The organism is Streptomyces sp. NPDC043896 (assembly GCF_056435605.1).
Genome location: NZ_JBWKEE010000045.1, coordinates 1 through 23,809, shown reverse-complemented (window position 1 = coordinate 23,809; position 23,809 = coordinate 1). Strand labels below are relative to the sequence as shown.

23 protein-coding genes and 5 pseudogenes are annotated in these 23,809 nt (G+C 68.2%); 14 read left to right on the top strand and 14 right to left on the bottom strand.

What is annotated here, in order from left to right; genetic code table 11:
• A pseudogene (locus AC069X_RS36715) lies at nt 1-100 on the top strand (IS481 family transposase); the annotation flags it as partial.
• A 186-nt stretch (nt 101-286) separates the two neighbouring features.
• Here the strand turns inward: AC069X_RS36715 and AC069X_RS36710 are convergent.
• Nucleotides 287-1,701, bottom strand: a pseudogene (locus AC069X_RS36710) (PAS domain-containing protein); the annotation flags it as partial.
• Between the two features lie 1,362 nt (nt 1,702-3,063).
• Between AC069X_RS36710 and AC069X_RS36705 the strand changes: the two are divergent.
• A pseudogene (locus AC069X_RS36705) lies at nt 3,064-3,240 on the top strand (helix-turn-helix domain-containing protein); the annotation flags it as partial.
• Nucleotides 3,241-3,429: 189 nt separating this feature from the next.
• On the opposite strand, the gene AC069X_RS36700 reads toward AC069X_RS36705, so the two are convergent.
• From AC069X_RS36700 to AC069X_RS36685, 4 genes are all read right to left on the bottom strand, one after another.
• Nucleotides 3,430-3,822 carry a peptidase inhibitor family I36 protein gene (locus AC069X_RS36700; RefSeq protein WP_478735831.1) on the bottom strand — a complete coding sequence of 131 codons (393 nt, stop codon included), beginning with the start codon at nt 3,820-3,822 and terminating at the stop codon, nt 3,430-3,432.
• Between the two features lie 140 nt (nt 3,823-3,962).
• Nucleotides 3,963-4,250 (bottom strand): hypothetical protein, encoded by a 288-nt coding sequence (locus AC069X_RS36695; RefSeq protein WP_478735829.1) that lies wholly within the window; start codon nt 4,248-4,250, stop codon nt 3,963-3,965.
• Nucleotides 4,251-4,558: 308 nt separating this feature from the next.
• Nucleotides 4,559-5,304, bottom strand: a protein-coding gene (locus tag AC069X_RS36690) for an IS5 family transposase (RefSeq protein ID WP_478735837.1) whose coding sequence is annotated in 2 segments (ribosomal slippage) — nt 4,559-4,965 and nt 4,965-5,304 — 747 coding nt in all. Because the reading frame shifts where the segments join, the coding sequence is not laid out codon by codon here.
• Complete coding sequence (locus AC069X_RS36685) at nt 5,304-5,822, bottom strand: ATP-dependent DNA ligase (protein ID WP_478735827.1); 519 nt, start codon at nt 5,820-5,822, stop codon at nt 5,304-5,306. Before AC069X_RS36685 ends, AC069X_RS36690 begins: the two co-directional genes overlap by 1 nt.
• An 865-nt stretch (nt 5,823-6,687) precedes the next feature.
• Between AC069X_RS36685 and AC069X_RS36680 the strand changes: the two genes are divergently transcribed.
• Nucleotides 6,688-7,038 carry a hypothetical protein gene (locus tag AC069X_RS36680; protein WP_478735825.1) on the top strand — a complete coding sequence of 117 codons (351 nt, stop codon included), beginning with the start codon at nt 6,688-6,690 and terminating at the stop codon, nt 7,036-7,038.
• An 84-nt stretch (nt 7,039-7,122) separates the two neighbouring features.
• On the opposite strand, the gene istB (AC069X_RS36675) is transcribed toward AC069X_RS36680, so the two are convergent.
• The 4 genes from istB (AC069X_RS36675) to AC069X_RS36660 all read right to left on the bottom strand — a co-directional run bounded on the left by istB (AC069X_RS36675) (nt 7,123) and on the right by AC069X_RS36660 (nt 9,819).
• Nucleotides 7,123-7,893, bottom strand: coding sequence for an IS21-like element helper ATPase IstB (gene istB, locus AC069X_RS36675; RefSeq protein WP_478735823.1), 771 nt, complete (start codon nt 7,891-7,893; stop codon nt 7,123-7,125).
• Nucleotides 7,890-8,381 (bottom strand): Mu transposase domain-containing protein, encoded by a 492-nt coding sequence (locus AC069X_RS36670; RefSeq protein ID WP_478735821.1) that lies wholly within the window; start codon nt 8,379-8,381, stop codon nt 7,890-7,892. The genes istB (AC069X_RS36675) and AC069X_RS36670 overlap by 4 nt, the downstream gene beginning before the upstream one ends.
• A 146-nt stretch (nt 8,382-8,527) precedes the next feature.
• Nucleotides 8,528-9,046 carry a DDE-type integrase/transposase/recombinase gene (locus AC069X_RS36665; protein WP_478735819.1) on the bottom strand — a complete coding sequence of 173 codons (519 nt, stop codon included), beginning with the start codon at nt 9,044-9,046 and terminating at the stop codon, nt 8,528-8,530.
• 365 nt (nt 9,047-9,411) lie between these two features.
• On the bottom strand, nt 9,412-9,819 hold the full coding sequence (locus AC069X_RS36660; RefSeq protein ID WP_478735817.1) for a helix-turn-helix domain-containing protein: 408 nt from the start codon (nt 9,817-9,819) through the stop codon (nt 9,412-9,414).
• A gap of 160 nt (nt 9,820-9,979) precedes the next feature.
• Here AC069X_RS36660 and mobF point away from each other — a divergent pair, with 160 nt between their 5' ends.
• The 8 genes from mobF to AC069X_RS36620 all read left to right on the top strand — a co-directional run bounded on the left by mobF (nt 9,980) and on the right by AC069X_RS36620 (nt 16,972).
• Nucleotides 9,980-11,491 carry a MobF family relaxase gene (gene mobF / locus AC069X_RS36655; RefSeq protein WP_478735835.1) on the top strand — a complete coding sequence of 504 codons (1,512 nt, stop codon included), beginning with the start codon at nt 9,980-9,982 and terminating at the stop codon, nt 11,489-11,491.
• Nucleotides 11,492-12,411: 920 nt separating this feature from the next.
• Nucleotides 12,412-13,209 carry a hypothetical protein gene (locus tag AC069X_RS36650; protein WP_478735816.1) on the top strand — a complete coding sequence of 266 codons (798 nt, stop codon included), beginning with the start codon at nt 12,412-12,414 and terminating at the stop codon, nt 13,207-13,209.
• A 232-nt stretch (nt 13,210-13,441) separates the two neighbouring features.
• Nucleotides 13,442-13,753 (top strand): hypothetical protein, encoded by a 312-nt coding sequence (locus AC069X_RS36645; RefSeq protein ID WP_478735814.1) that lies wholly within the window; start codon nt 13,442-13,444, stop codon nt 13,751-13,753.
• Entirely contained in the window at nt 13,635-14,804 is a 1,170-nt protein-coding gene (locus AC069X_RS36640; RefSeq protein WP_478735833.1) for a zeta toxin family protein, read from the top strand. Before AC069X_RS36645 ends, AC069X_RS36640 begins: the two co-directional genes overlap by 119 nt.
• Nucleotides 14,805-14,948: 144 nt before the next feature.
• A complete protein-coding gene (locus AC069X_RS36635) occupies nt 14,949-15,320 on the top strand; it encodes a hypothetical protein (protein WP_478735812.1) in 372 nt (123 codons plus the stop codon).
• Nucleotides 15,313-15,510, top strand: coding sequence for a hypothetical protein (locus tag AC069X_RS36630; RefSeq protein WP_478735810.1), 198 nt, complete (start codon nt 15,313-15,315; stop codon nt 15,508-15,510). The genes AC069X_RS36635 and AC069X_RS36630 overlap by 8 nt, the downstream gene beginning before the upstream one ends.
• Nucleotides 15,511-15,614: 104 nt before the next feature.
• Entirely contained in the window at nt 15,615-15,848 is a 234-nt protein-coding gene (locus AC069X_RS36625; protein WP_478735809.1) for a hypothetical protein, read from the top strand.
• Nucleotides 15,849-15,916: 68 nt separating this feature from the next.
• Nucleotides 15,917-16,972 (top strand): zeta toxin family protein, encoded by a 1,056-nt coding sequence (locus tag AC069X_RS36620; RefSeq protein WP_478735807.1) that lies wholly within the window; start codon nt 15,917-15,919, stop codon nt 16,970-16,972.
• Between the two features lie 1,029 nt (nt 16,973-18,001).
• Here AC069X_RS36620 and istB (AC069X_RS36615) read toward each other — a convergent pair.
• Nucleotides 18,002-18,787, bottom strand: a pseudogene (gene istB / locus AC069X_RS36615) (IS21-like element helper ATPase IstB).
• Nucleotides 18,784-20,414 (bottom strand): annotated as a pseudogene (istA, locus tag AC069X_RS36610) (IS21 family transposase). Before istA ends, istB (AC069X_RS36615) begins: the two co-directional pseudogenes overlap by 4 nt.
• A gap of 222 nt (nt 20,415-20,636) precedes the next feature.
• On the opposite strand from istA, the gene AC069X_RS36605 reads away from it, so the two are divergent.
• The 3 genes from AC069X_RS36605 to AC069X_RS36595 are packed head-to-tail and all read left to right on the top strand — an operon-like array spanning nt 20,637 to nt 21,761.
• On the top strand, nt 20,637-20,768 hold the full coding sequence (locus tag AC069X_RS36605) for a hypothetical protein (RefSeq protein WP_478735805.1): 132 nt from the start codon (nt 20,637-20,639) through the stop codon (nt 20,766-20,768).
• Nucleotides 20,765-21,442, top strand: a complete 678-nt coding sequence (istB, locus tag AC069X_RS36600) for an IS21-like element helper ATPase IstB (RefSeq protein WP_478735803.1) — start codon at nt 20,765-20,767, stop codon at nt 21,440-21,442. The genes AC069X_RS36605 and istB (AC069X_RS36600) overlap by 4 nt, the downstream gene beginning before the upstream one ends.
• Nucleotides 21,432-21,761: a hypothetical protein gene (locus AC069X_RS36595; protein ID WP_478735801.1), complete on the top strand. Its 330-nt coding sequence runs from the start codon at nt 21,432-21,434 to the stop codon at nt 21,759-21,761. The genes istB (AC069X_RS36600) and AC069X_RS36595 overlap by 11 nt, the downstream gene beginning before the upstream one ends.
• A 45-nt stretch (nt 21,762-21,806) precedes the next feature.
• Here the strand turns inward: AC069X_RS36595 and AC069X_RS36590 are convergent, their stop codons facing one another.
• The 3 genes from AC069X_RS36590 to AC069X_RS36580 all read right to left on the bottom strand — a co-directional run bounded on the left by AC069X_RS36590 (nt 21,807) and on the right by AC069X_RS36580 (nt 23,313).
• A complete protein-coding gene (locus AC069X_RS36590) occupies nt 21,807-22,148 on the bottom strand; it encodes a hypothetical protein (protein WP_478735799.1) in 342 nt (113 codons plus the stop codon).
• A gap of 241 nt (nt 22,149-22,389) precedes the next feature.
• Nucleotides 22,390-22,821, bottom strand: a complete 432-nt coding sequence (locus tag AC069X_RS36585) for a hypothetical protein (protein WP_478735797.1) — start codon at nt 22,819-22,821, stop codon at nt 22,390-22,392.
• Between the two features lie 186 nt (nt 22,822-23,007).
• The gene (locus tag AC069X_RS36580; RefSeq protein WP_478735795.1) at nt 23,008-23,313 is read right to left on the bottom strand and encodes a hypothetical protein; all 306 of its coding nucleotides are present in this window, start codon (nt 23,311-23,313) and stop codon (nt 23,008-23,010) included.
• Between the last annotated feature and the right edge of the window lie 496 nt (nt 23,314-23,809).

Sequence of the window (23,809 nt, the reverse complement as noted above, 5' to 3'; positions counted from 1 at the left end):
AGACTTCCTCCACACCTACAACCACCACCGCTGCCACACCGCACTGGGCGGCCACCCGCCCATCAGCCGAGTTAACAACCCTGCGGGTCAATACATCTAGGCTCTGCGCGGCGACATGGCACCTTCGTCCCCGGTCACGAAGTCACGAAGTCACGAAGTCACGAGCGAGCATGGAGCGCACCTTGTATGAAACGCACGGCGAGTCATTCTTTCCTTCAACCGAGATTGCTCATGCGCCTTGCGTCAAGCACGAGCCCTGCTCGTCCCCGCAATCTTCAATCACAGCTTGCGTACCTACCTCTACGGACGCCTTCTCGGGGATGGGCAGGGCCTGCTGCCGGAACGCGACTACGACGACGCTCTGGTGCCAGCGGGCGTTATCGATGGCGACGGCGGCCCGGGCCGCGATCTCCCCGGCGAGGAGGACGTCGTCCTCGTCGAAGGGCAGGGGGTTGCGGGCGCGCAGCAGGTCGAGGACGCCGAGGACCTCGCTGCGGGCGATGAGTGGCACGGCAAGGTAGGAGTGGACGCCGGCGCGGGCGAAGGTGGCCGCGGCTTCGGCATCGCGGCCGATGTGCTGCAGATCATTACCGTCGGCGTGGGCGACGACGATGGGCGCTCCGGTGTGGACGCAGCGTGTGATCAGCCGGTCGGCTCCGTACGTCGCGAGGTCGCCGGCTGCCAGCGCGGCGGCGGTGGCGTGGGTGGGGTAGGCCGCGGCCACCGCGAGCGCCCGGAACCGTTCCGGGCCCGGCTCGCGGGAGGGGGTGGGGGGCGGAAGGCGAGGACGTCGTCGAGGACGTCGACCGTCGCGATGTCGGCGAGGTCGGGGACGGCAACGCCGACGAGCTCCTTCGCGGTGTGCTCAACCTCCAAGGTGGTGCCGACGCGAGCGCAGGCGTCGGCGATCACGGCCAAGCGGCGCCGCGCACGGTCCGCTTCGGTCGTGGCCTGGTGGCGTTCGCTGACGTCGACCACCGAGTTCGCCACACCGATGACGCGGCCGCTTGCGCCTTCGATGCGGAAGTACGACACCGACCAGGCATGATCGTGGTTGGGGTCGGCCGGGGTACGGCCGACGGTGTACTGGTCGAGCACGGGTGTGCCGGTGAGCAGCACCTGACGCAGCGCGGACTCGATGGTATCCACGTCGAGGAAGGTCAGGATGTCGCGGGGATGCTGGCCGATGTGGTCGGCGGCCGGGACGCCGTTGATGCGCTCCAGGGCCGGGTTGACCAGCAGGTAGCGCAGGTCTGGGTCCAGCAGGGCGATGCCGATGGGCGCCTGCGAGACCAGGCGCTGAGAGAGCGCCAGGTCGGTTTCGACCTGCTGCAGCGTGGTCTGGTCGGCAGCGATGCCGAGCGCGTAGATGTCGCCGAGGTCGTCCAGCAGCCGCATGTTGCGGAACTCCACCAGGCGTGTGCTGCCGTCCTTGTGCCGGATCGGGAACGCGCCGGCCCAGCTCGCCCCCGTGCTCAGCACCTCGGCGAACAGCCTCGTCACCAGGTCCCGGTGTTCGTCGCGAACCAGCATGGCCGCGTACTGGCCCAGGGCCTCCTCGGCGGCGTAGCCGAAGACCTCCTCGGCCTGGGGGCTCCAGAACACGATGCGCCCCCGAGCGTCCAGCACGACGGCTGCCACGCTGAGCAGATCGAGCAGCCCTCCCGGCGGCGACAGCCCGACCGGGCGGTCCTGCTCCATGGGACGGAGCGGCTCGTGCGTGGCCATGCCTGGCCTCCTTGGGGGCCAGCCGGCCCGGCGTGTCGGCTAAGGGCTCTTCTATCCATGCTGCTCCCCGAAGCCGGACCTACACGATTCGGTAGCGCCCGCGCAGGAGTCGTCAGCGCATAGCGCTGCGGGGCTCGGCGGGCGTCCGAGAGCCGGGCGATGTTCGCTACTACTGGCGCAGGGCTGGCCGCGAGGGGTTACCAAGGTGCGGTTCCGGCGAGCTCGGAGCCTGTCGGCCAGCGCACCGGTCTCGGTGCTTCCCGCCGGTCGCTGGCGTGCCGGTGGCCCCGGCGCCGTACGGGTGGGGTTGGGAGGTGCTTACCAGCCCACAGCGGCGGACGCTGGAACGGCAGACGAAGCTCCCTGACCGTTGCCGAGTGGCTCCCGCGCCGCCTCTTCCCTCCGCCCTACGTCGGCCCGGACGCCCTCCCCATGGAGGTCGCCGCGCTCATGGCACGCACGCACAGTCCACTGGTCGCCGTAATCGAACGCGGAGCCGGGAAAGTGCGTCTGCTGGGCACCGTGACTGCGGCACGCCTGATGGACTGCCTCCTCACCGAAGCCGACACGCGCGACCTGCCAAGCGCTTGAAACTCTGCCGGACACCCAGTTCGGTGCACGAGAACCGAAGCGCTCCCGGCTATGCGGGCCACCGGGCCGACCGCTCGCATGACGGGCCGCCACAGGATTGTACGCCGCACGGAGGTTTCCGCGGAAAGCGATGTCCGTCTGCCGACCGATGATACGGAGGGGTGCATTCCAGTTGGCTGTGAGGGGCTCACCACCTGTCTCCACCGAGGAATCATGACCGCCTTTCGCGGCTACCACGCCGCCTACCTTGCCGTCGTGCCTCCCCGCGCCCTGCGCCGCGGCTCAGGCTGCGACGCACCGGGCCATGGCCCAGTGGGCGGCCGAGGGTCCCGGCGCCCGGGCGCGCGTGAGCAGCCAGGCGCTGGACAGCCTGCTGGCTGACTATCCCTGTTTGGCCGACGTCGACACGGTGATCGCGGTGTACTCGCTGCCGTCCGTGAGGTGTGGCGAGTCGGTGCGGGTACAAGCCGAGGCGACCGCATCCCGCCCAGGCGGGCACTGACCGACCTCCCCGGATCACTGCCCGCTGCCGCCGACGGAACGCGGGCCCTCTCGTCCGCTGGCGCGTGGCCTCCCGCCGTCCCATTCCTGCGGCGAATGCCAACCCAGGCACAGCGCGATCCTGGTGGCTCTCACCTAACCGATGGCCACGGCCTTCGCCTCACGTGATCATGGAGGCATCGGCCGCCCTTCAGGGAGGAAACAGCTCATGCCCAAGAAGACGCCCGCCCGTCGGCTCGAGCCGGTGCGGACCGCGACAAGCTCGCCGCCGACCTGAAATCGAAGTACGAGGGAGGGAAGTCGATCAGGGCTCTGGCAGACGAGACCGGCAGGTCGTACGGCGGTGTGCACCGCCTGCTCGAGGGCGCCGGGGCCACATTCCGCTCCCGCGGCGGCGTGACGCGCCGTTCCGAGCCCTGAGAGTCCACGGTGCCCGCCACCTTGAACTCGACCCGGGGCCGGAAAGCCGTGAGGGATTCCCGTCTCCCGCCGACATGTTCGACGTCGGCGGGAGACGGCAGGACGCGAGCGACTCGCTGGGCTGCCAGCCCTGCCGAGAAGCACACCCAAAACCTGCCCCGGCAAACCCTCACACCGGGGTGGGAACGGTCAGCAGACCCAGTGGTGTGAGCGCAGGTACGTTCCCACCCCCGCGAGGTTCGCTTTCTCACCCATCCATACGCACACCGCGGCGGTGCCGCCGTAGTTGATCGCGGTGTAGGCCGTGACGGGCCGGGTCGACGTGCCGTTGTTGAACACCGACTGCACCCGCGTTGTCCCGGTCCAGCTGCATACGGTGGCACCGTTGTGCCAGTCGTTGTCGTCACCGCTCCACGAACATACGGAGCCGGTTCCGTTGTCGCCGGAGTAGACACAGAACCGCCCCGACGCGCACGCCCAGGCGGTGGGGGCAGCGCTGGCAGGCGCCGGCAGCAGCACGGAAGTGGCGGCGAGCACGAGTGCGGCAAGGCCGAACTTCCTGCGCCCGTAGTGCTGGGTCATATGGTCCCTTCCTCTGGCCGGCCTGCGGGGCCTGCCCGGCAATGGATGCTCAGGCAAGCTACGTGGGCGGAACGGGGGCGCAGTAAGGGGCGCAAAGGATCAACGGGAAGTGCACGGGCTGCTGAGTGCGACCGGGCCAGTCACGGGATGACCGGAATGCAAGATCGCGAAAGGGCCTGGCTCAGCGTGGGGCCGGGTATGAAGGCCGAGGCCAGCCAGGGCTCTTGGGCCTCCGTGTCGGCGTCCATCACGGCGGCGGTGTAGGGACCGGACACCTTGCGCGAGGCCGCCACCTTGCGCCGGAACCGGGCCCGGAACCCGGCGTCCTCGGCCAGTTCGGGGTGCACCTGCTTGACCGCGACGAGACGTCCGTCGGGGGCCACGGCGAGCAGAACACGCCCCATGCCGCCCTGCCCGAGTTCTGCCACCACCCGGAACGGACCTATGTACGACGGCCCGGACAGCCCTGTTGCACACATGACGTCCTGCCTCCCCACGGAGGACCTCCCGGTCCCGAAGCGAAAGGATCATACAGACAAACGCCTCGCCATCCGATGGGTTCCCCTCCAACGCCGCAGCACACCCCGCTTGTTGAAGACGTGAGCATCAAACTCGAAGCCCGGCGAAGCCGCCACCAAGTCCCGCACCAAGAACGTCCCGCTCCCGGGGCGCTCAGGAGAACACTCGGGCTCCGCGCATGATCGGCCGGACAAGTCCTAGGTTCTGTCGTCAAATGTCACGCCCACATCAGGAGTGATGCGAGGGTGACGGCTGCTTCGTAGGACTCGGCAGTCTTGTCGTATCGCGTGGCGATCCCGCGCCACTGCTTCAGGCGGTTGAAGCACCGTTCCACGACGTTGCGACGCTTGTAGGTATCGCGGTCGAAGGCCGGCGGGCGGCCTCCGCGGCTGCCCCGCCGGGCCCGGTTGCGGACCTGGTCGGCCCGCTCGGGAATCGTGTGCGGTATGCCGCGACGGCGGAGCCAGGAGCGGATCGCCTCCATCACGGCGGTGAACCGGGTGCAGTCGTTGGCGTTGCCGCCCGTGACGACGAAAGCGAGCGGACGACCACGGCCGTCACAGGCCAGATGAATCTTGCTGGTCAGACCGCCTCTGGACCGGCCGAGAGCCGGGGTGCGGAGCCCCCTTTTCGGGCCCCCGCCGCATGCTGATGGGCACGGACGATCGTGGAGTCGACCGAGACCAGCCACTCGACGTCACCGGCAGCATCGGCTTTCGCCTGGGCGGCCCGGAGCATCCGGTCGAACGTTCCGTCCATCGCCCACCTGCGGAAACGGCTATGCGGGGTGGCCCACGGCCCGTAACGCTCGGGAACGGCCCGCCACGCGACGCCGGTACGGAACTTCCACACGATCCCGTTCAAGACCCTGCGGTCGTCCAGCCGCTTCCGCCCCCGCAACGACTTGGGCAGCAACGGCCGGACAAACTCCCACTCGGCATCGGACAGCTCATAACGACGTATCACGACACCATGATCCACCAGCCAAGATCATTTGAAGACGGCCTAGAACTCGGGCGGCGTCGAGACATGCGACATCGCTTTCGGTGAGACCGATGCGTGACAAGCGCGGTCACGGCGCCGATGATCGCCTCCGTGCTGTCCCGTCGGCGGATCTTGGTCCACCCGGGGTAGCCGGGCAGATAGCGGCTGTTCAGGGGCTTGATGACCAGGCCTTCGACTCCGGACACGTCGGTCCAGGTTTCCAGCCACTCCCGGGCCTTGGCCAGGTCCGTCGTCATCGGGCACAGCGTCCACGGCGCCGTCAGGGCGTAGTCGGTGAACAACTTCTCCAGCTCGGTCCTGCGGTCCCTGTAGGGCCGTCGCAGCAGTTCCTCGCCGTCGACCTGCAAGATGTCGAAGGCCACGAAGTAGGCCGGCCATCTGGCGGCCAGGGCCGGGGCGCCGCGTGCGCGGGCGGAAGCCCGGCGCTGCAACGCCTTGAACGACAGCCGGCCCTCCTCGGCGTCCCAGACGGGCAACTCGCCGTCGAGGACCAGGCCAGGCCGGGCGGCAGCTGCTCAGCGGCGGCCGCCACCAGGTCCGGCCACCGGTCCTGGACCAGCGCCCCGCCCCGGGTCTGCACCACCACCGCGCCGCCCGGACCGGCCGGGGTGAACAGCAACGCCCGGTGCCCGTCCAGCTTCTGCTCGTACGCCACCCCGGCCCGCACCGCGGCCGGGCCAGGCACCGACTCCGCGGCCTGCGCCAGCATGGGCTCCACGGGCGGCCTGAGCGCCATCCCCGGGACCCTCCCTTCCGGTCCCCCCTTCGTCTCCAGAGTCGGCCAGACCAGCCCGAGGCGACCCGGCCAGACGGCCCTCGCTTCGGTTGGCCCGTTCGAGTTTGGGGTCGGTGGTGCGGGTCAGGGGGTTGCCGCGGGTGCGGTCGCCGTAGTGGTGGGGTCCGGCGTCCATGACGCGGCGGATGTTCGCGGCGACGGCCGGGAGCTGGCTCATCGTGGTGAGGGTCGGGGTCGCGGCGGGGAACACACAGCCCGCGCTGACGCCGATCTCCTTGTCGCAGCGCAGCGTCGGGCACGTCCATGCCGCCTGGCCCGGGGCGGCCACGGGCGAGGTCGCGGTTCACGGTGTGTGTGGCGGCGGTGGTGTTCCGCTTGGTCGTGGAGTCCCGGTAGGTGATCGTGCCCGTCGTCTGCCTGCCGGTCTCGACCGTCAGGGCGGGGACCTTCACCGTCGCCTTGCAAGTATCGGCGTACCCATCAATGTGCTCAGCCAAGTACGGACGAACGTGCTCACCTAGAAGCCCTCACGGATGGCCTGGGGGTTGGGCCGATTACAGAGCCCTGCTGACTCCGGAGAGGCTGCTAACTGCGAGCATGTGGTTGTGAGCTATGACCTTGCTGTGTGGGACGGGGAATGCCCACCTGACGACCACCGAGCAGGCTCGACATACGACGAGCTCTATGAGCGCTACCTGGAGTCGGACGACGTGATCGTCCCGCCTGCACCCAGCATCGCGGCCTACGTGTATGCGCTCGTTGCGCGATACCCCGACGATGTCGACGGCAGCACCGTATGGGCGTCGACGCCGGTCATCGACGAAGCATCGGGGCCGATCGTGTACCTGGTCATGTCCTATGGCAAGGCTGAGGAAGTGTCCGACTACGCCGCTGCTCTGGCTCGTGAACACGGTCTCATCTGCTTCGATCCACAGGGAGAATGCCTCCGGCCGTGAACCACATAAGTCACGGCCACGCGAAGCAGATCGCGGCGGCCGTGACCAGGCATGGAGGTCGGTCCCTGGCGAGACCGGGGTCAATCAGGCGGCTGTGTTGTCACGTTCGATGGCAGCGAGTCGGTTCTTGAGCCGGTAGCTGGGGCCGTTGATGGAGACGACTTCGCAGTGGTGCAGGAGGCGGTCGAGGATGGCGGTCGCGAGGACTTCGTCGCCGAGCACCTGTCCCCATTCGCTGAAGGTCTTGTTCGAGGTCAGGATGATCGAGCCCTTTTCATACCGCTTTGAGATCACCTGGAACACCAGGTTGGCCTCGGCCCGCTCCAGAGGCTGGTAGCCGACCTCGTCAACGACGAGGACGCCCGGCCGAAGATAGGTACGGAGCTCGCTGTTGAGCCGGCCAGCAGTCTCGGCGGCCTTCAGCTGGCGGACCATGTCGTCGAGGCTGGTGAAGTAGACCGAGAATCCGGCTCGGCAGGCGGCAACGGAGAGAGCCACCGCGATGTGTGTCTTCCCGACCCCGGGCGGTCCGAGCAGGGCCGCGTTGGCTTTGGCCTCGACGAAGGCGAGAGTGGCCAGGTCTTTGATCTTGCGGGGGTCGAGTTCGGGCTGGAAGGCGAAGTCGTACTCGTCCAGCGTCTTGTGGTGCGGCGGCTTGGAGAGCCGCAGACCCTGGCGGAAGCGGCGGTCGTCACGAACGGCAAGCTCTTCGGCCAGGACGAGGTCGAGGAAGTCGAGGTAACCCATCTTCGCGTCGTCGGCCCTACTGGCGTACTGGGCCAGGCCCTCGGCCAGGTGGGGCAGGCCGAGCTTGGCGGCCGTGCTGCGGATACGGGTGCTGACCAGCTCGCTCAACTGGGCTCCTCCGGCGTGGGGTGGGTGAAGGGTCGTGTCCCGGTCAGTTCGTCGTAGACCGACAGCGGTCTGCGGCCGACCTCGACGCGGACGGCCGCGGCCCGGTTGAGGAGAGCCATCAGAGAGCCGGCTTCCTGGCCCAAGGCGTCTTGGTGGCGGGGCCGGGGCGGGACGTCGCCGGTTGTGGTTCGCCGGTTCCGTCCGTCGGGAAGCCCGTCCCAGTGCTTCTTGTCGACGACGAAGGCTCCGCGGCCGACTGCCCGCTGGTGGGTGGCCAGCAGGGTCTCTGCGTCGGCGTTCGGCATGGTGGCATGCAGGCTGATCTGGGTCTTCGTGGCCCTGACTTCAACCAGCTGACGAGGGCGGACCTTGCGGGCCGGCACTGAGTAGAGGTTTGCGTCGAAGGCGACCAGGCAGTCCTTTCCGACATAGCGAAGGTGTCGCTGAGTGACGACATATGGCGTCGCGGGCAGCGGCCGCAAGGCCATGTGGTCGCGGATGGCACGGTGGCCGATGACTTCACCATGGGTGCCGTGAGACTTCGCTCGGCGCAACGGAACCCAGGCGTTGAACGCGGAGTCCAGTTCCTCGATGGAGGAGAAGGCCCGTCCGGCCAGGACGTGGTCGCGGACGATCAGAACCTGCCGCTCGACCCGGCCTTTTCCCGTGGGGCGGTAGGCGGCCAGTCGATGTCGAAGTCGTAGTGCCCGGCGGATCCGACCGCTTCCGGATGGAGCGGGACCGCCTCGCCCGGTGCGACGTGCCGGCGGACGACGGTCTTGGTGCGGTCATAGACGATCGACATCGGCACCCCGCCGAAGTGGGCGAACGCCTGACGGTGACAGTCGAAGAAGGTGGCCAGGTCCTGGCTGGTGGTGAAGCAGCAGAACGGGTCCCGCGAGTAGGACAAGGTCATGTGGAACGAGTAGACCGTCGGGATGCCGACGTGGGCGAGGATCTTGCCCTCGTCTCCCCAGTCGACCTGGGCCTGTGCTCCGGGCACTACTTCGAACCTGCGGTGGAGGCCGGCCAGCTCGCCTGGGCTGATGCCCAGTTCTTCCGCGACTCGGGGGCGGGCCTCTTGCATACAGAGCTTGACCCGCTGGTAGTTGCCGGTGAAGCCGTACTCCGCCACCAGGCGTTCGTGGACCACAGCCCCCCTTGATCAGGATCTCTGACCGCAGCATCGCGTCGATCAGCGGAGCGACGTCGTCCACCATCCGGCCACGAGCGTGCCCGCTCGATGACCGGCGCGGCGGAGAGATCGGGGCCTGGGGTGCCAGGTATTTGCGGACCGTGCGGCGGTTGAGTCCCGTCTCCTTCGCGATCTCGGACAAGCTCATTGCCCCGGACTCGAACAGCCCGCGAAATCGCCGAAGCTCCATCCATCGCTGCGGGTCCAAGACCACGGTGAGCCGCCCTCCGCCACCCGACCAGGCCAGCAGCAGGCTGCCCAGCAGCAACCCTCACCACGTCAAGAAGAAATGGGCACGTTCATTCGTACGTGGCTGAGCACGTTCATGTGTACGCCGACAACAGGTTCCGGAACGGCCGCGCCACCTCCAACACTCGCCCCGCGCGCAAATCCCGGCGCACCACACGATGCAATGTCCCCACCGACGGCACATCCACCGCCGAAGACGCTCCGCCGGCCGTCATCTGCCGGTGCAACGCCGCGACGTTCCCGCCTACCTCCGCCAAAACCCGCCACTGTTCGTCGTCCAGCGTGAACCTGTCCTGCCGCCCCACGGGCTCCAGCCGGCCCTCCCGCGCCTCGGAGAGCCACCGCCACACCGTCCGGACCGAGACCCCAGCCGCCTCCGCGATCACCTGCACATGCAGCGACGACACCGACCCACGCCCTTGGTCCACCGCCAACAGCCGACGCATCACCACACCCCGCGCCAGCCGCAAATCCTCACCCATACCCGCCAGCACACCCGACGGCCAAGACCACGAACACAGGAATGAGCAAACCCACGACAGCCAACCATCGCCGTGCTAGCCACCCCGTGGCGGCAGCTTGGTCATCCCACGACAGCCAAGATCATCAACCTCATAGACCCAGCTATCACTCGAGCAGGTCCTGGAGTGGATCGAGGACCACGTCGCGGTGATCCGGTTCGGCACGGACGGCGTCTACCGAGTGCGGCCGCCCGGCGGCCTGGTCGCCGCCCGCTTCCGCCACCACGAATCGCGGGCGGGGATGCCCCTGCTCCACGTCCACCTACTGCTGTCGGTCAAGGGACAGCGGCCGGGCGGGAAGTGGAGCTTGGTCCACTCCGAGGTCCTCTTCGAGAACACTGTCGCCGCCTCCGCCCTCTACAACGAGACCGTGGCCGCCGAGGTCTGCGAGACGCTCGGGCTGGCGACCGAGCCGCGCACCGTCAGCGCCGGGCGCCGGCCGGTGATGGAGATCGCGGGGATACCGCACGAGCTGACCGCCTGGACCGCCCGGCGCGGTGAGCAGATCGAAGCCTGCCGCCAGGACCTGGAGCATGAGTACGTCACCGCCGTCGACGACAACGGCGACCTGAAGTTCCTGCCAGTGGTCTCCGAACGGGCCCGGACCAAGCTCAACCAGATCGCCGCTCGCAAGACGCGCCCGCTCAAGCAGAAGACCCAGCCGCTCGCGCAGCTGCGCGTGTGGTGGAGGAAGGACGCCATCCTGAACTCCGGTGTGAAGCCGCACATCATCGACTCCCTCCACGAGCGCGCCCGCGCCGCCGCCGTCGCGATCCGGGCCAGGGTCGCCCAGATCGTCGACGTCGCCCTGGCGGCCCTTGACGTCACCGCGATTGTGTTCGTGATGAACGGCGACGGCTGGTTCCACCGCCGGCACCTGCTTGCCGAAGCCCGCCGCCACCTCGCCCTCGTACTCCGCGGCCGCCGCCGCGCCCCCGGCCTGGACGACCAGGTCGTGGACGCAGCCCTCACCGCGCACTGCGTGGACATCAGCGAACCCAAGACCGTCCGGGGCCTCATGGCGGACTACCGCCTCTACACCGCCCGCCTCTCCCTGGCCGACCCGCCACCCACCCGCAGGCGCCACCCCACGGCCACACCCGACCCGGAGCAGCTGCCCCCGGCCGGCCCCGGTAGCGTCGACATACTCCCGCTGCCGCTGGAGACGGGGGAGTGGGACATCCCCCGCGTCCCGCTGCGCTACCACCCCGCAGTCATCGCCTCCACCATGCTCGCCGCCCAGCTCCGCACCGCCCGCCGCACCGGCCGCGCGATGTACGACATCACCGCCCACCAGCAGGCCGCGATGCCCGAGCAGCTCCTCCTACCGTTCCCCGGACACCGATGCCGATGCCGAGATCGAACGCCTGGACAACAAGCCGGTGCTCGACATGACGGCCATGCGAGCCCTGAAGAAGTCGCGCACCGACGTCGAAGCCTGGAGTTCACCAACGAGCAGCTGCACCACCTCCAAGCCGTCTTCACAAAGGCAGCCGACCAGGCCCGCGACAGGATAGAGCGGTACGCCGACCGCGAGAACACCACCGCGCCGCGTCCGGTGCGCGAGGACGACCAGCGCACACACCGCCCCCAGCCGCCCGACCCGCACCGCGGCCCCGCAGCCGGCCGCTGAGCCCACCCGACACGGTGCACGATAACCACGCCAGGCATCCACGCTGCTGCGGCTGATCACCTCGCTGCCGGATCCGCCCACCGCTAGACACCCGCCCGGCTGCTACGCGGCTCATGGCAGTAACCTGGTCACCCAGTGGCAGCCAAGATCACAACTCACACCAGGGAAAGATCGGGCACAGCCAACTCGATCCCACTGACGCCCAACCAGTACCACCAGGGCACCCATTCACAGCCTCGGTCAAACACCTCAGAGGTCCCATCGATTATGACCGATGGGACCTCAACTTCGCTAACGTGAACTAATTGGACTGGTCAGCCAATCTCGCCATCATCTTCCAGCCGCACCAGAGTCCCCTCCGGCCCCCCCGTCGCTAGAATATCCTCCAGCACCTCGCATATTCCGTCAATTCCGGCCTCCCTCACAAGCAGGAGATCTGGGCAGCTGAGGTACCTGCCATTGAAGCGCTCTCCCGTCGCCTCCCATCGCTTCCAGATTGAATCCACTTCCCCCAGGGTGAGAACAGTCGCACTCCATCGCGACCCGTCCTCCAAGGTCAGAACCAGATCAAGATTGGAGGCATCTTCTGGCCCCTGCCCAAGTGCAATCATGAAGAGAGCAGTGGCGCTACCAATTTGCCTCCGAATCAACGAATCACTATCCATAAATTTCACGCAACCTTTTGATCACCGCAGGCTCATTTCCCTTATCGGATTTCCCGACGATCTGAATTCCGCCTCCCACGTTTCGGAAGAAGAGCCTCGCCCCTCTATCCGAGCGGGCGTAGGCAATATCCGTCCCCGCCAGAAACCCGTTCCCGATACCCGGATTCAGGTTCCCTACCGCCAACTTAGCTTGCATCGCATCAAGATCCCGCTGAACGGCACAACTCTGGCTCGTCAACGCAATAGCCTCAGCCTGTGACCCGCAGCCGCAGACAGACCGAGCAGCCTCGCCCCGCTGAGCTCCCTCCCTTTCAGACACTGCTGGACAGCACAAACTGGGCGTCGCTCGCCACAGCCTGCGGCACGGGCGAAGCCCTGCCGGCGGCGCTGACCCTCCTGACCAACCCTGACCCGGTCATCAGGGAGTCCGCCCTCCAGGATGCGCTGGGACCCGTAACTCACCAGAACAGCATCTACGAGGCCACCGTGCCCGTGGCGCTCTTCGCTGCGGCGATCCTCAACCACCCGGCCATCGCGGCAGGCGACCACAGGCACGACGCCACGACCCGCCCGACCCTCGTGCAGCTCCTCGACTGGCTCGGCGACACCGCCTACGACGCCGACGACGAGTGCGTTGCCATTGACGAACGTCTCTACGGTGAGGGATGTCTCGATGAGTACGCGGAGATGCGTGCGTTCAGGGACGCACGGCCGGCGATCTTTTCCGCTGTTCAAGTCCTTCTCGGCCATGACAACGCGGACGTGCGGCACGCCGCTCTGATCGCTGCTATTCCCCTCATAGAGCACCCCCTCCTCACCCAGCACCAAGCCGATCTGGTCGGCCACGCACGACGTCTACTGGCCACCAGCACTGACCGGCACCATCGCGACCGGGTCCTGGACGCGCTGAAGGCATGGGGTCACGACACCAGCGGATTGGAGAACGCGTCCGATATCGCAGCCCGCGAGCACTATGCCCGCCTGAGAGCTGCACGCGCTTCTTGGGACGGCAACTGGATAGGCGGCGGCTACAGCGAAGACCCGCCGTTCTGACTCAAGGTCCAAAACGCTCCGAATCATCCACTGCTCACCCCGCGTGGCCTCACCACAAGTCGTGGACAAGAGCCCGAACTGCTGTCAAAGCGCTGCCCATCGACGCGTACAAAGCCAGGGAGCCGACGGCTCGTAGGCGCTCCGGCCGGACTGACCAGACAGCGGGCGGACTCTGGCAGAGTGGGGCTGGCTGTTCGCCCCCGGTGGTTGATGACTGCGGCCCGTACGACCGATGGGACAGGAGATCATGATGAAGGATCAGAACACGGTACTTGCGGGTATGGAGCAGGCCTCATGGTCAGCTGAGGACGGCACGGCGTACGAGGTTGCCCTGGAAGGGATCAACCACGTGGTGGGGGCCTACTCCGGACTGATCGGCCGGGCCGAGAAGGCGGGCGATGCCGCCCGCGCCGGTGAGCTGGCGGCTGGGCAGGGCGAATGGGCCGCCCGGCGTAAGACCCTCACCCCGGAAGACAGGGCAGCGGTGGACGCGGTCACCACCGAGTCGGCCCAGAAGCTGGCGCAGCTGCGGAACGCCCGGTGACGGAGGTCGACCGCACCCGCTACGTCCTATCCGAGGCCGAGAACGAGCGGATCTTCCGCGAGCGGGTCATCCCGCAGCAGCTGGTCGGTACGCCGCAGCAGCGGCCCATCGCCATCATCGTGTCGGGACAGACCGGGCAGGCAAGACCGCGATCACCTCCGCGGTGGCCAGGGCGCTGGCGGCCCGGGGGGAAGCCGTCAACATCAACCTGGACACTTGCAAGCCTCACCACCCAATGTTCGACGAGCTGATGGCGGCGGACGACACCACCGCCGGCGCGTACACGAGCATCGACGGCCACAAGTGGATGGAGAAGTCCGAGGCGTATGCCATCGAGCAAGGCTTCGACATCATCATGGAGTCGGCGATGCGCGACCCTCGCGACTTCGAGGAGCCCGCCGCCAGGCTGTGGGCGGCGAACTACTGGGTCGAGGTCCCTGTGGTCGCCGTCCACGAATCGGAAAGCTCCCTGGGCGCCCTGGACCGCTATCTCCAGCAGGTCGAGGCCTTCGGCCAGGGCCGGAAGATCCACGACGCCTGCTATCGCGGAGTCCTACGCAGCACTGCAAACATCGACGCCGGGCCCCTCCCCCATGCCGTCTTCGTAGTGCGCCGCGACGTCTCCGTCGTCTACCGCAACCAGCTGGACGCCTCCCACCTGTGGATCCACGAGGCCGACACCCCGAGTTCCGTGGAACGGGAGCGCAACGCCCCCTGGTCCGAGCAGAAGCCCCTGCTGTTCGCCGCAGGGACGGGCCGGACCCTCCAGCGGATCGAGGCGCTGCCACCCGAGATGCGGGACGAAGCACGCCAAGAGCTGGTGCGGGTCCTTGAGCTGGCGAAGCCGCTCATCCACCCTGCCGCGAACGGCGCGATGCAGCGCTCACTCGGGCCGCTGTGGAAACCCGCATTGCCCGCGGTCCGTACGAGCGCCGCAAGGAGCCGCTCCACCACCGGCACCAGAAAACCGGTCCTCGGCGGTCCACGCCCCGAAAGCGCGCCACGCTCGACCGGAATAGAGCCGCAGCGCCGGCCAGGTCTGGGCCGCTGAAGCCAGGCCGACCAAAGTCGGGCCGTGTCTTCATGACCGGGCGGGGCAAGCAGCGGTCGAGGGCACCGGGGTTGCGGGAGGCACCGCCACCGCGCCAACCGCCGTCACCGAACCCATCGCGGCCACGATCGAGGAGACCCGTTCATGAGCTTGATCCCGGCGATCACCTGCAACACCGAGCGGTGTCTGGCCATCATGCTGGCCACCCCGGGGCAGACCCTGGGTTACACCCTGCGGGCCGCCTTCGACTACGGATGGGGGATCACCCCCAGAACCGGCGCCGAGCAGCCGGTGACCGACTCCTGCCCGTCCTGTCTGGGGGGCGGCCCGGGGGGCAAGTGCCCGGCCTGCGGTGGGCGGACCCGGGACCGTGGGCCGGCGGAGCGGTGCGAAGCGTGCGGCCACCAGGTGGAGTTCGTGGACGACTTCCCCGAGCAGCGCACCGGCGACGACCAGGACGGCCTGGACGACGTCGCCGAGGCGCGCGCCGAGGCGGGGGAGCGTGGCCGTGGCTGACTCCCGTACGCCCGCCCAGCGGGTCGCAGCGGTCCACCGGTACGGCGACCCGGTGACGGACCGTCAGCTGACGGCCGCCACCGAAGTGCTGGAGGACCTGCTGGCCGCGGCCGCGAAGCACGGGTATACGCTCGGCGACTTCGACGCGGTGGTGGACCTCCCAGGCAGGTGCCTGGACGTCGTCTACTGACGCTTGGCGCGACCCGTCGTCTGGCATCACCCCTTGACGGAATGATCATGGTGGGGGGCCACTGGCGCCCCACCGCTATGCCTCACCGAACAGGAGCACCCACCATGCAGTCCCTGGGGACCTACCTCCACGACTACGCGGTCGGCGGCGTCGACCGTGAGGAGATGCTCAACCGGGTGGCGGCGGCCTGGCCGCTGGAGGAGACCCTGCACGACCCGGTCCACACCCTCCCGACCCACCAGGACAACACCGCCGACGTGCTGGCCGCCGCGGTGGTGAACGGCCAGATCTCCGAAGAGGACTACACCGAGATCCTGCGTCGGCGACGGACCCGCTGAGCCCCAGGCCACGGAAGGGGGGAGCACATGGACGTACTGCGCGAGAACTACCGGGCCGTCTAAGCCACTTGCAGGACCGGTTCGCCAGGGGAGATCTGGCGACGGGCCCGGCGGACACCCACGGCAGGCACTACGACGGCATATGGTCGGTGGAGCGGCTGCGGCTGCACCGCACGATCATGGATGAGGCGAAGGCCTCCTGCGCGGGACTTCCCCGCGGCGGCCAGGCGGTCCTGCTGACCTCGGGTCCGCCCGGCGCCGGCAAGGGGACCTCGCTGGGGCTGCTGCGCGCCCGGCAGGGCGACGGCAGCGACCTCGGCCAGGCACTCGCCCAGGTACACGGGGCCGACGTCGGCGACTACATCGTCCTGGACCCCGACATCTTCAAGAAGGCCATCATCGAGCACGGCGGCGCGCCCCCCGTTTCCTCGGCGGCTCAGGAGCTGCCGGGCGGGCTGCGCCTGGCGCCGGCCGAACTGGCCCCGCTGGTCCACCGGGAGAGTTCCTTCCTCCGGGACACCTTAGAGAGCTGGGCGCGGACGGAGGGCTTCAACCTGCTCTACGACGGTGTCATGGGCAGCTATGAGTGGACCTCCCAGATGCTCGGCGGCCTCGCCCGGGAGGGCTACAGCGACCGCGTGGTGCTGAGCGTCGAGGTGCCGATGCAGACGTCCCTGGAGCAGAACGCACTGCGCTGGCAGAAGGACCGCATCAGATTCGACCAGAGCGAGGACGGATACGGCGGCCGCATGGCCCCCGAAGGGCTCATCCGGGCCCTGTACCCGGATGAGTCCGGGTACTCGCTGTCCCGGGCCAACGCGCACCGGCTGCATGCCGAGGGCGTGCTCACCGGGCTGATCGAGCTCGACCGCGGGTCATGGGCCGCGAAGCCCGCTCGGGGGCCTGAGGCTCCCGTGCTGGAACACCGAAGCACCGAGGCCGACATGCAGGTGGGCACGGCCGCCCGGCGGCCTTCCAGTGCGGCGCCCGCGGTCCGTACGAGCGCTCCAAGGAGCCGCTCCACCACCGGCACCAGGGGACCGACCCTCGGCATTCCACGCCCCCAAAGCCCGCCACGCTCGACCAAAACAGATCCGCAGCGCCGGCCAGGCCTGGGCCGCTGAAACCAGGCCGACCAAGTCAGGCCCCTGTCTTCATGACGGGCGCGGCGAGCTACTCCAGGCCCTGCTCGAAGGCCCTCGAACCAGGACGGTGCGGGGGCCTTCCGCATGGGCGGGGCCCGCGCTGGTCACCGTCGGCGGGCGGAAGCGCCAGGCGGGAGGTTCCGGGGGCGAGTAGCAGCGGTACAGCGGTTTCCTGCCGCCCGCTGCTTGAACCGAAGGCACCAACCGCCTTCAGGCGCGCGACGACGCGGGCCCCGGCATTTCCGGCGGGAACGCCGAGGCCCGCGGGTTATCTGGCCAGACAGACCGTTCTCACTCGGCGGACTCCGGTACGGCGAAGCTGTACATGCAGTCGCCGCACATGATTGGGGCCGACAGCCTGGCCGCGCGCTCCGCCGGTGCCCGAGCCAGGGCGGTACGGGCTGGCTCAGCGAAAGCCCCCACCTCGTGTGTGGTGGGGGCCAGGCTGTGTGGCGTTAACGGCGTGAAATGGCCCCAGATTTTCGGTCTGGGCCGGCGCCGCGTCGGTGGTTGAAGCGGCCCTTGTTCCGGCCTGAACTGGCTCCGGGTTCCGGTCTCAGCAGGGCCAGCCATGGTAGTCGTGGGGCTATTGAGGTGGGCTGATGGGCCATGAGCGAGAATGCTGCGCATGACGACTTGAAGAGCACCGGCAAGGCGGTGGCACTGGGTCAAGGTGGCGACCTGGGACACGGTCGAGGAGGGTGATCGCCGAAGCTGCACTGCCTGCGGGACCGCCGTCCGCTCCTACCAGTTCCGTCTCTATCCGCCCGAGTCCTCGATGTTCGAGCGGTGCGTCGGCTTGGCATGGTGCTCCGGGTGCCGGATCTACTCCAGTGCAATGGTCCACATTTCCCGAAAACGTGTCCTCGCCGACGCGCTGGGCTCCCTGCCTGAGGACGAGTCTGTTCGACTGCGCCGCAGCGAAGCGAAACTGGTCGACTACCTCGATCGCCAAGGTCGCCGGAAGCCGTGATCCACATCCAGAGAGTCACCGGTCATCTGTGAGGGCTACTTCTTCGCCTGTTGCTTGGCCTTGGTCTGGGCGAGGCGGTAGGACTCGGTGCCGGTCTCGATGATGGTGCCGTTGAAGGTGAGCCGGTCGACGATGGCCGCGCAGAGCCGCGGGTCCGTGAACGTCTTCGTCCAGCCTCCGAACGATTCGTTCGAAGCGATGGCCACGCTGTTCTTCTCCTCCCTCTCGGTCAGAACCTGGAACAGCATCTCGGCGCCCCGCCGGTCGAGCTCGAGATAGCCCAGCTCATCGATGCAGAGAAGATCGACGCGTCCGTAGCGGGCGATCGTCTTGGACAGCTGCTTTTCGTCGGCGGCCTCGACGAGCTCGTTGACGAGCTTGGCGGCCAGGGCATAGCGGACGCGGCAGCCGGCCATGGCCGCGGCCGTCCCGAGGCCGATCAGCAGGTGGGACTTGCCGGTGCCTTAGTCCCCGATCAGGCAGAGCGGCTCACCCTTCTTGACCCAGTCGCAGGTGGCGAGGTTGTTGACCACGGCGGGCTCGACGTTGGGGTTGGCGCTGTAGTCGAAGTCGGAGAGCCACTTCTGGCGGGGGAAGCCGGCCGCCCGGATCCGTCGCTCGGAGCGTCGTCGGTCCCGGTCCTCGCATTCGGACATCAGCAGCTCGGCCAGGAACCCTCGGTAGGAGAGCCGTTCGCGTTCGGCGCGGGCGACGAGGTCGGGAAACTGGGCTCGCATGGTGGGCAGCCGCAGGACCCGGCAGGCGGTGTCGATCGCCGCGTCGGAGGCGGTCTCGGTCAGGTTGTGGTGCGGGCCGGTCATGGCGCGTCCTTCCTGGAGCGGTTCAGAAGCTGGTCCCAGCGGTCGAGAGAGGGCAGGGGACGCTGGTCGGTGGGGAGGCGGACGGCCCGGCGGGCATTCAGGCTGACCACCTCGCTGGGCTCCGGCCCGGGCAGTGCCGGTGCCGGCCCGGTGACCGTCACGGTGGGGGAACGGCCATCGCTCTGAGCGGCCTTGCGGGCTTCGAGGGCGACGATGTCGGCGGTGTGGGCGCCGGCCGAGAGGGCGGATCGGATTCCGGCGATCACGTCGCGGTGTGCGAGGTGCCGGTGCAGCAGGAGCACGTGGACCAGCTGCTTGGTGCCCTCGGTGTCGCCCTCGGCCTTCTTCGCCGCAGCCCAGAACGCTTCGTGGGCGGCGGTGAACGTGCCCTCGAGGCGGGCCTGGTCCAGAGCCTCGGAGCCGGCCATGGCGCCGGGCTTGGCCAGCAGGACTTCGAGAAAGTGGTCCAGGACGACCCGCTCGGCGCCCTTCGCCGTCAGACGGGGATGACGGGCGATCTCGGTGCGGCCGTGGAAGACGATCAGGTCGCTGGAGCGGAGCACGACCCGGACGGTGCGGCCGATGAACCGGGCCGGAACCGAGTAGCGGCAGACCCTCACAGCGATCATCCCGTAGCGGTCCACCCGCGGGGTGAACACGACGCCGGTCTCGAAGGAATCCCGCGGCAGCGGCATCAGCAGCACAGACTCGCGGGCGAAGTCCTGGCCGATCGTGCGGATCCGCATCCCGATCCGCCGACCTTCCTCCGCCCGCTCGAACTCGGCGAAGGACGCGTTCAGCTCGTCCAGAGAGCCCACCCGGGGAACGGGCGTGAGGTAGTTGCGGCGGAAGTAGCCGACCTGACCCTCCACTCCGCCCTTCTCATGGGCGCCGCGAAGTCCCGGCTCGCAGTAGAAGGGGGTGATCCCGAAGTGCTGGCGGAACTCCGTCCACCTGGGGTGTTCGTCCCGTGACCGGCTCTTGTGGATCACCCGCGAGACCGCCGGCGAGAGGTTGTCGTAACGAATTTGACCGCCCGGGACGCCGCCCAGCGTGCGAAAGGCGTGAACGTGGCCATCCAGGAAAGCCTCCTGGCCGCAGGACGTGGTGATGCGGTGCACCGCCTTGCCCGAGTAGGCCAGACGCAGGGCGAAGACGAAGCACTTCGTCCTCTCGCCTGCCAGGTCCACCCATGCCTCTCCGAAGTCGACCTCGGCGTCCATGCCCGGCTGGTTGTGGCGGATCACGAACCCCGCCGCCGGTGCCACCCCCGCAGCCTCGGAGATCTCCCGGCGCCGACGGGAGACGTAGTCCCAGACCGTGGTGTAGGCGATCTCCGCCCCGCACTCCTGCCGAAGCCGGTTCAAGATCCGCTGGACCGTGTGCCGCTGCTTCGGCGGCGCCTCCAGATCCCCCAACAGCCACTCGTCGATCGTCTTCTTGAACGGATCCAACCTGGGCGAGGGCCGCACCGGCGTCCCCGCGGCCTGGGCACCGGCGACGACAAAGCCTCGCGTACGAGCCTGCGGTGCACGCCGTACTTGCGGGCCAGCGCCCGCATCGACAGCCCTTCCTGCCACGAGTCACGGCGGATCCGCAGGAACAGATCTTCCCTCGACAACTCCATCCGGCATCGCCCCCACACGGTGGCCCACCACGACCGTCCCACCGCTCGACGCCCGGTGGGGCCAGATCAGACCGGAACAACCCCCGAACGCTCCCGTACGCCCCCAGGGGTGGGGCCAACTCAAGCCGGAAAGTGGAGCCGAATCAGAGCGTTAATGCCACTACGCCGCCGTCGCCGACCGGCTGCGGCAGGCCCCCACCCACGAAGACCAGGAGCGTGAGAGTGAGTGACACCATGCCGATGAGCGAGGCCCGCCGCTACCAGCAGCTGCGAGGACACCTGTCCTATCTGAAACTCAACGACGCCGCCGAAGCCCTTCCCCGCGTCCTGGACCAGGCCCGCGCGAGCGGATGACCCTCACCACCGCCCTGGAGAAACTCCTCGAGATCGAAGTCGAGGCGACCGAAGCCCGCAAACTCTCCTCCCGACGGAGGTTCGCCTGCCTGCCAGAACCATGGACCCTCAACGACTTCGACTTCGCCGCCCAGCCCGGCGTCGACGAGAAACTCATCCGCGACCTGGCCACCCTAAGGTTCCTCGACAACGCCTCCAACGTCCTGCTGGTCGGCCCGCCCGGCGTCGGCAAGACCATGCTGGCCGTCGCACTCGCCCGCTCCGCGGTCGACGCCGGCCACCGCGTCTACTTCACCACCGCCGCCGAACTCGCAGCCAAGTGTCACAAAGCCGCACTCGAAGGCCGCTGGTCAAGCATCATGCGGTTCTTCGCCGGCCCCCGCCTGCTCGTGATCGACGAACTCGGCTACCTCCCGCTGCCTGGCGACGGCGCCTCCGCACTCTTCCAGGTAATCAACCAGAGGTATCTGAAGTCGAGCACGATCCTCACGACAAATGTCGGTATTGCCAACTGGGCAGGTGCCTTCGGCGATGCGACCGTCGCCGCCGCGATGCTCGACCGGCTCCTTCACCGAGCCGCCGTAGTCGGCATCGACGGACCTTCCTACCGCCTCCGCTCGCACCAGTCCCACTCCGACAACCTCCGCAAAGGGGTGACCGGACGTGCTGGTTGAACTCCGGTCCTGCCCCATCTGCTGGACCCAATTCCAGGTCAACCCACAGGCAACACGCCACACTTACTGCACCCCCCGCTGCAAAGCCGGAGCAGCCCGGCGACGACGCCGTGAACGCGACGAAGCCATCAACGCAGCGGAAACCGACGTGGTCACGCGGCAGTCGCCGGCACCCACACCCCTGACGCCCACAGCTATCCGCAACTGCCCGCACTGCGACAAACCCGTCACCATCGTCGCGCTTCTCGCCACCCCCGAGGCCGCGCGGCCCACCATCCCCGCAGCAAGTCCCGACGTCATCCTCATGCGTCGCAGCTGAGCGAACGCACGTCACTGACCCTGTCGGCCCCAGGCGGCGGCAGGGTCAGTCGGCGTTTTCGAACGAGGCACCGATGTTGTTCCACATGAAGACGTCCTTCCAGCCCGGGCACCCCTTGGCCCAGCCGCTCAGGGCGATGATCACCTTTTCCTGGGAGATCGTCCGGGTCTGGTAGTGCTCTGCCGCCGTCCCGTCACGGAACTCCAGCTGATAGGTGTTGTCATCCCTCAGCCACACCTGCACATACCAATCGCCGGCCGCCTCATCGTCGACTCGCTCGACGATCACGAAGGCGTTGCCCCGGCTGAGGTTCGCCACCATCCGGCTCAAGGCCGTGGGCCCCGGATTCCTCACCTGACGACCGTGCTCGTCTCTCGCTTGCAGCATGGCCCGATCATCCCCCACGGCTCTGACACCAGTCGAAGAGCAGCAGCGTCACGCCGGCTCTCGCTCCCCACCTTCCCCAGTTGGTTCACTCCGTGAACCAACTGGGGCGAAGAGTAGCTCTGAGGAAAATTCGGGATCGGCATCACGGCTTGGTGCTCTACGATCCCGCTGCGGCCGTGGAGGCCCCGCGGCCACGTGGCTTCAGCGGCTTCACTCTCACCCTCGACGAGCAGCGTGTCCTCTACCGCCGCTGGAGGCCGGTGAGGGTGTCCTGCCGCACGAGGCGTTCATCGGACTGGCGGCTCTTCTGCACGCTGCCACCACCACCGAACTTCGCCATCTCACCCTCATGGACATCGCCACTGCCTCCCGAACGATCCGCTTCCCCGGGCGCAGCGTCGATCTCGCTCTCGATGACGTCATATGGCGAGCCTTGGAAACCTGCCTCACCCACCGCCGCGCCCTGCACACCGACAACCCGCACGTACTCGTCACTCGGCTCACCAGAGTCACCACCAATCCCGCAGGCGCAGCCCACATCCGAGACAGCCTTGCGCCAGTAGGCCTCCTCCCGCGAGTCCTGCGCTCCACACGGCTGCTCACCCTCGCTGACGAACTCGACGTCAAGCAGCTCACCGTGGCGCTGGGTATGTCCTATGGTGGAACCGCTCATTACCGGCAGGGTCCTGAGCCGCCATCATGTCTGGGCTGCTGACACCAGCCGTAGATGGCGAGCCAGGCCCCAGCAGGGGGATACCCTCTGGCCCATTTTCAATCCGGGCATAAGAATGAAGCACTTTCGGATCTTGTCTGGCCCGTGCCGCCCGGCGCACCCAGTCGTCGGCAGCCTTGACGGCTCTTAGGCCGCCGGTGTCCCGCTGGTGTCCGGGGCGGGGTTCACTGCGGACCACCAGGCGATCAGCCGGTCGGCCATCGCATCGGTGCGGTGGCCGACGGGGTCCAGTCCGAAGTGGTCCTCCAGTTCGTACCAGAGGAACTCGCCGATCTCCGCCCGGTTGGTGCCCCGGTGGAGGCGCTGGAACAAATGCGCGAGCATGCAGTCGTACTCGTCCTGCGAGAGGTAGGCGACACCAAGCGGATCCCACTCGTTGAGCAGATATCGCAGGTTGTCGGACAGTACGGCCGACGGAGTCCAGGTAGGCATCGGACCAGACTGCCACCCGGGGGTGACTGCCGCCGCTGAATATCGAGGGCCCCTCCTCGTGAGCGCGGCAGCCGGCAGCGTGGCGGTCCGGGCGCCGGGGGCGCGGGCAGCACCAATACAGCCGCAGGCAGACTCCAGCTCCCTGACCGCCTTCAGAAGCTCCACAGGCCAGGAGCCGAGGCACACCCCTCGCCCCCTTGCTGCCAGCCGCCCGCGGAGCGGGCTGGTCCTGGAGGCGGAGCCGGAAGGACCCAGGCCGGGGAGCGAAGCGGACCAGCCCAACGGGCCGAAGGCCCGGACCCCGTGAAACGGGGTCACTCCCGCCTGCGAAGCAGGCCGTTCGGGGTGAAGCGAAGCGGAACCCCGAACCGTCCGGAGCGCAGCGCAGGACACCGGCCCGAAGGGCCGGCCCCGAGGGCGCGAAGCGCCCTCCCGCTGAGCGCAGCGAAGCGGTTCGCTGGCACAGCGCGCAGCGCTGTGGGACCCGCTCCGCGGG

Coding starts and splice junctions, on each gene's coding strand:
- AC069X_RS36590 (WP_478735799.1), bottom strand. CDS start 22,148: ATGCTGCAAGCGAGAGACGAGCACGGTCGTCAGGTGAGGAATCCGGGG.
- AC069X_RS36645 (WP_478735814.1), top strand. CDS start 13,442: ATGGGACAGGAGATCATGATGAAGGATCAGAACACGGTACTTGCGGGT.
- istB (WP_478735803.1), top strand. CDS start 20,765: ATGACCCTCACCACCGCCCTGGAGAAACTCCTCGAGATCGAAGTCGAG.
- AC069X_RS36660 (WP_478735817.1), bottom strand. CDS start 9,819: ATGGGTGAGGATTTGCGGCTGGCGCGGGGTGTGGTGATGCGTCGGCTG.
- AC069X_RS36625 (WP_478735809.1), top strand. CDS start 15,615: ATGCAGTCCCTGGGGACCTACCTCCACGACTACGCGGTCGGCGGCGTC.
- AC069X_RS36580 (WP_478735795.1), bottom strand. CDS start 23,313: ATGCCTACCTGGACTCCGTCGGCCGTACTGTCCGACAACCTGCGATAT.
- AC069X_RS36585 (WP_478735797.1), bottom strand. CDS start 22,821: ATGAGCGGTTCCACCATAGGACATACCCAGCGCCACGGTGAGCTGCTT.
- AC069X_RS36700 (WP_478735831.1), bottom strand. CDS start 3,822: ATGACCCAGCACTACGGGCGCAGGAAGTTCGGCCTTGCCGCACTCGTG.
- AC069X_RS36670 (WP_478735821.1), bottom strand. CDS start 8,381: ATGGCCTTGCGGCCGCTGCCCGCGACGCCATATGTCGTCACTCAGCGA.
- AC069X_RS36635 (WP_478735812.1), top strand. CDS start 14,949: ATGAGCTTGATCCCGGCGATCACCTGCAACACCGAGCGGTGTCTGGCC.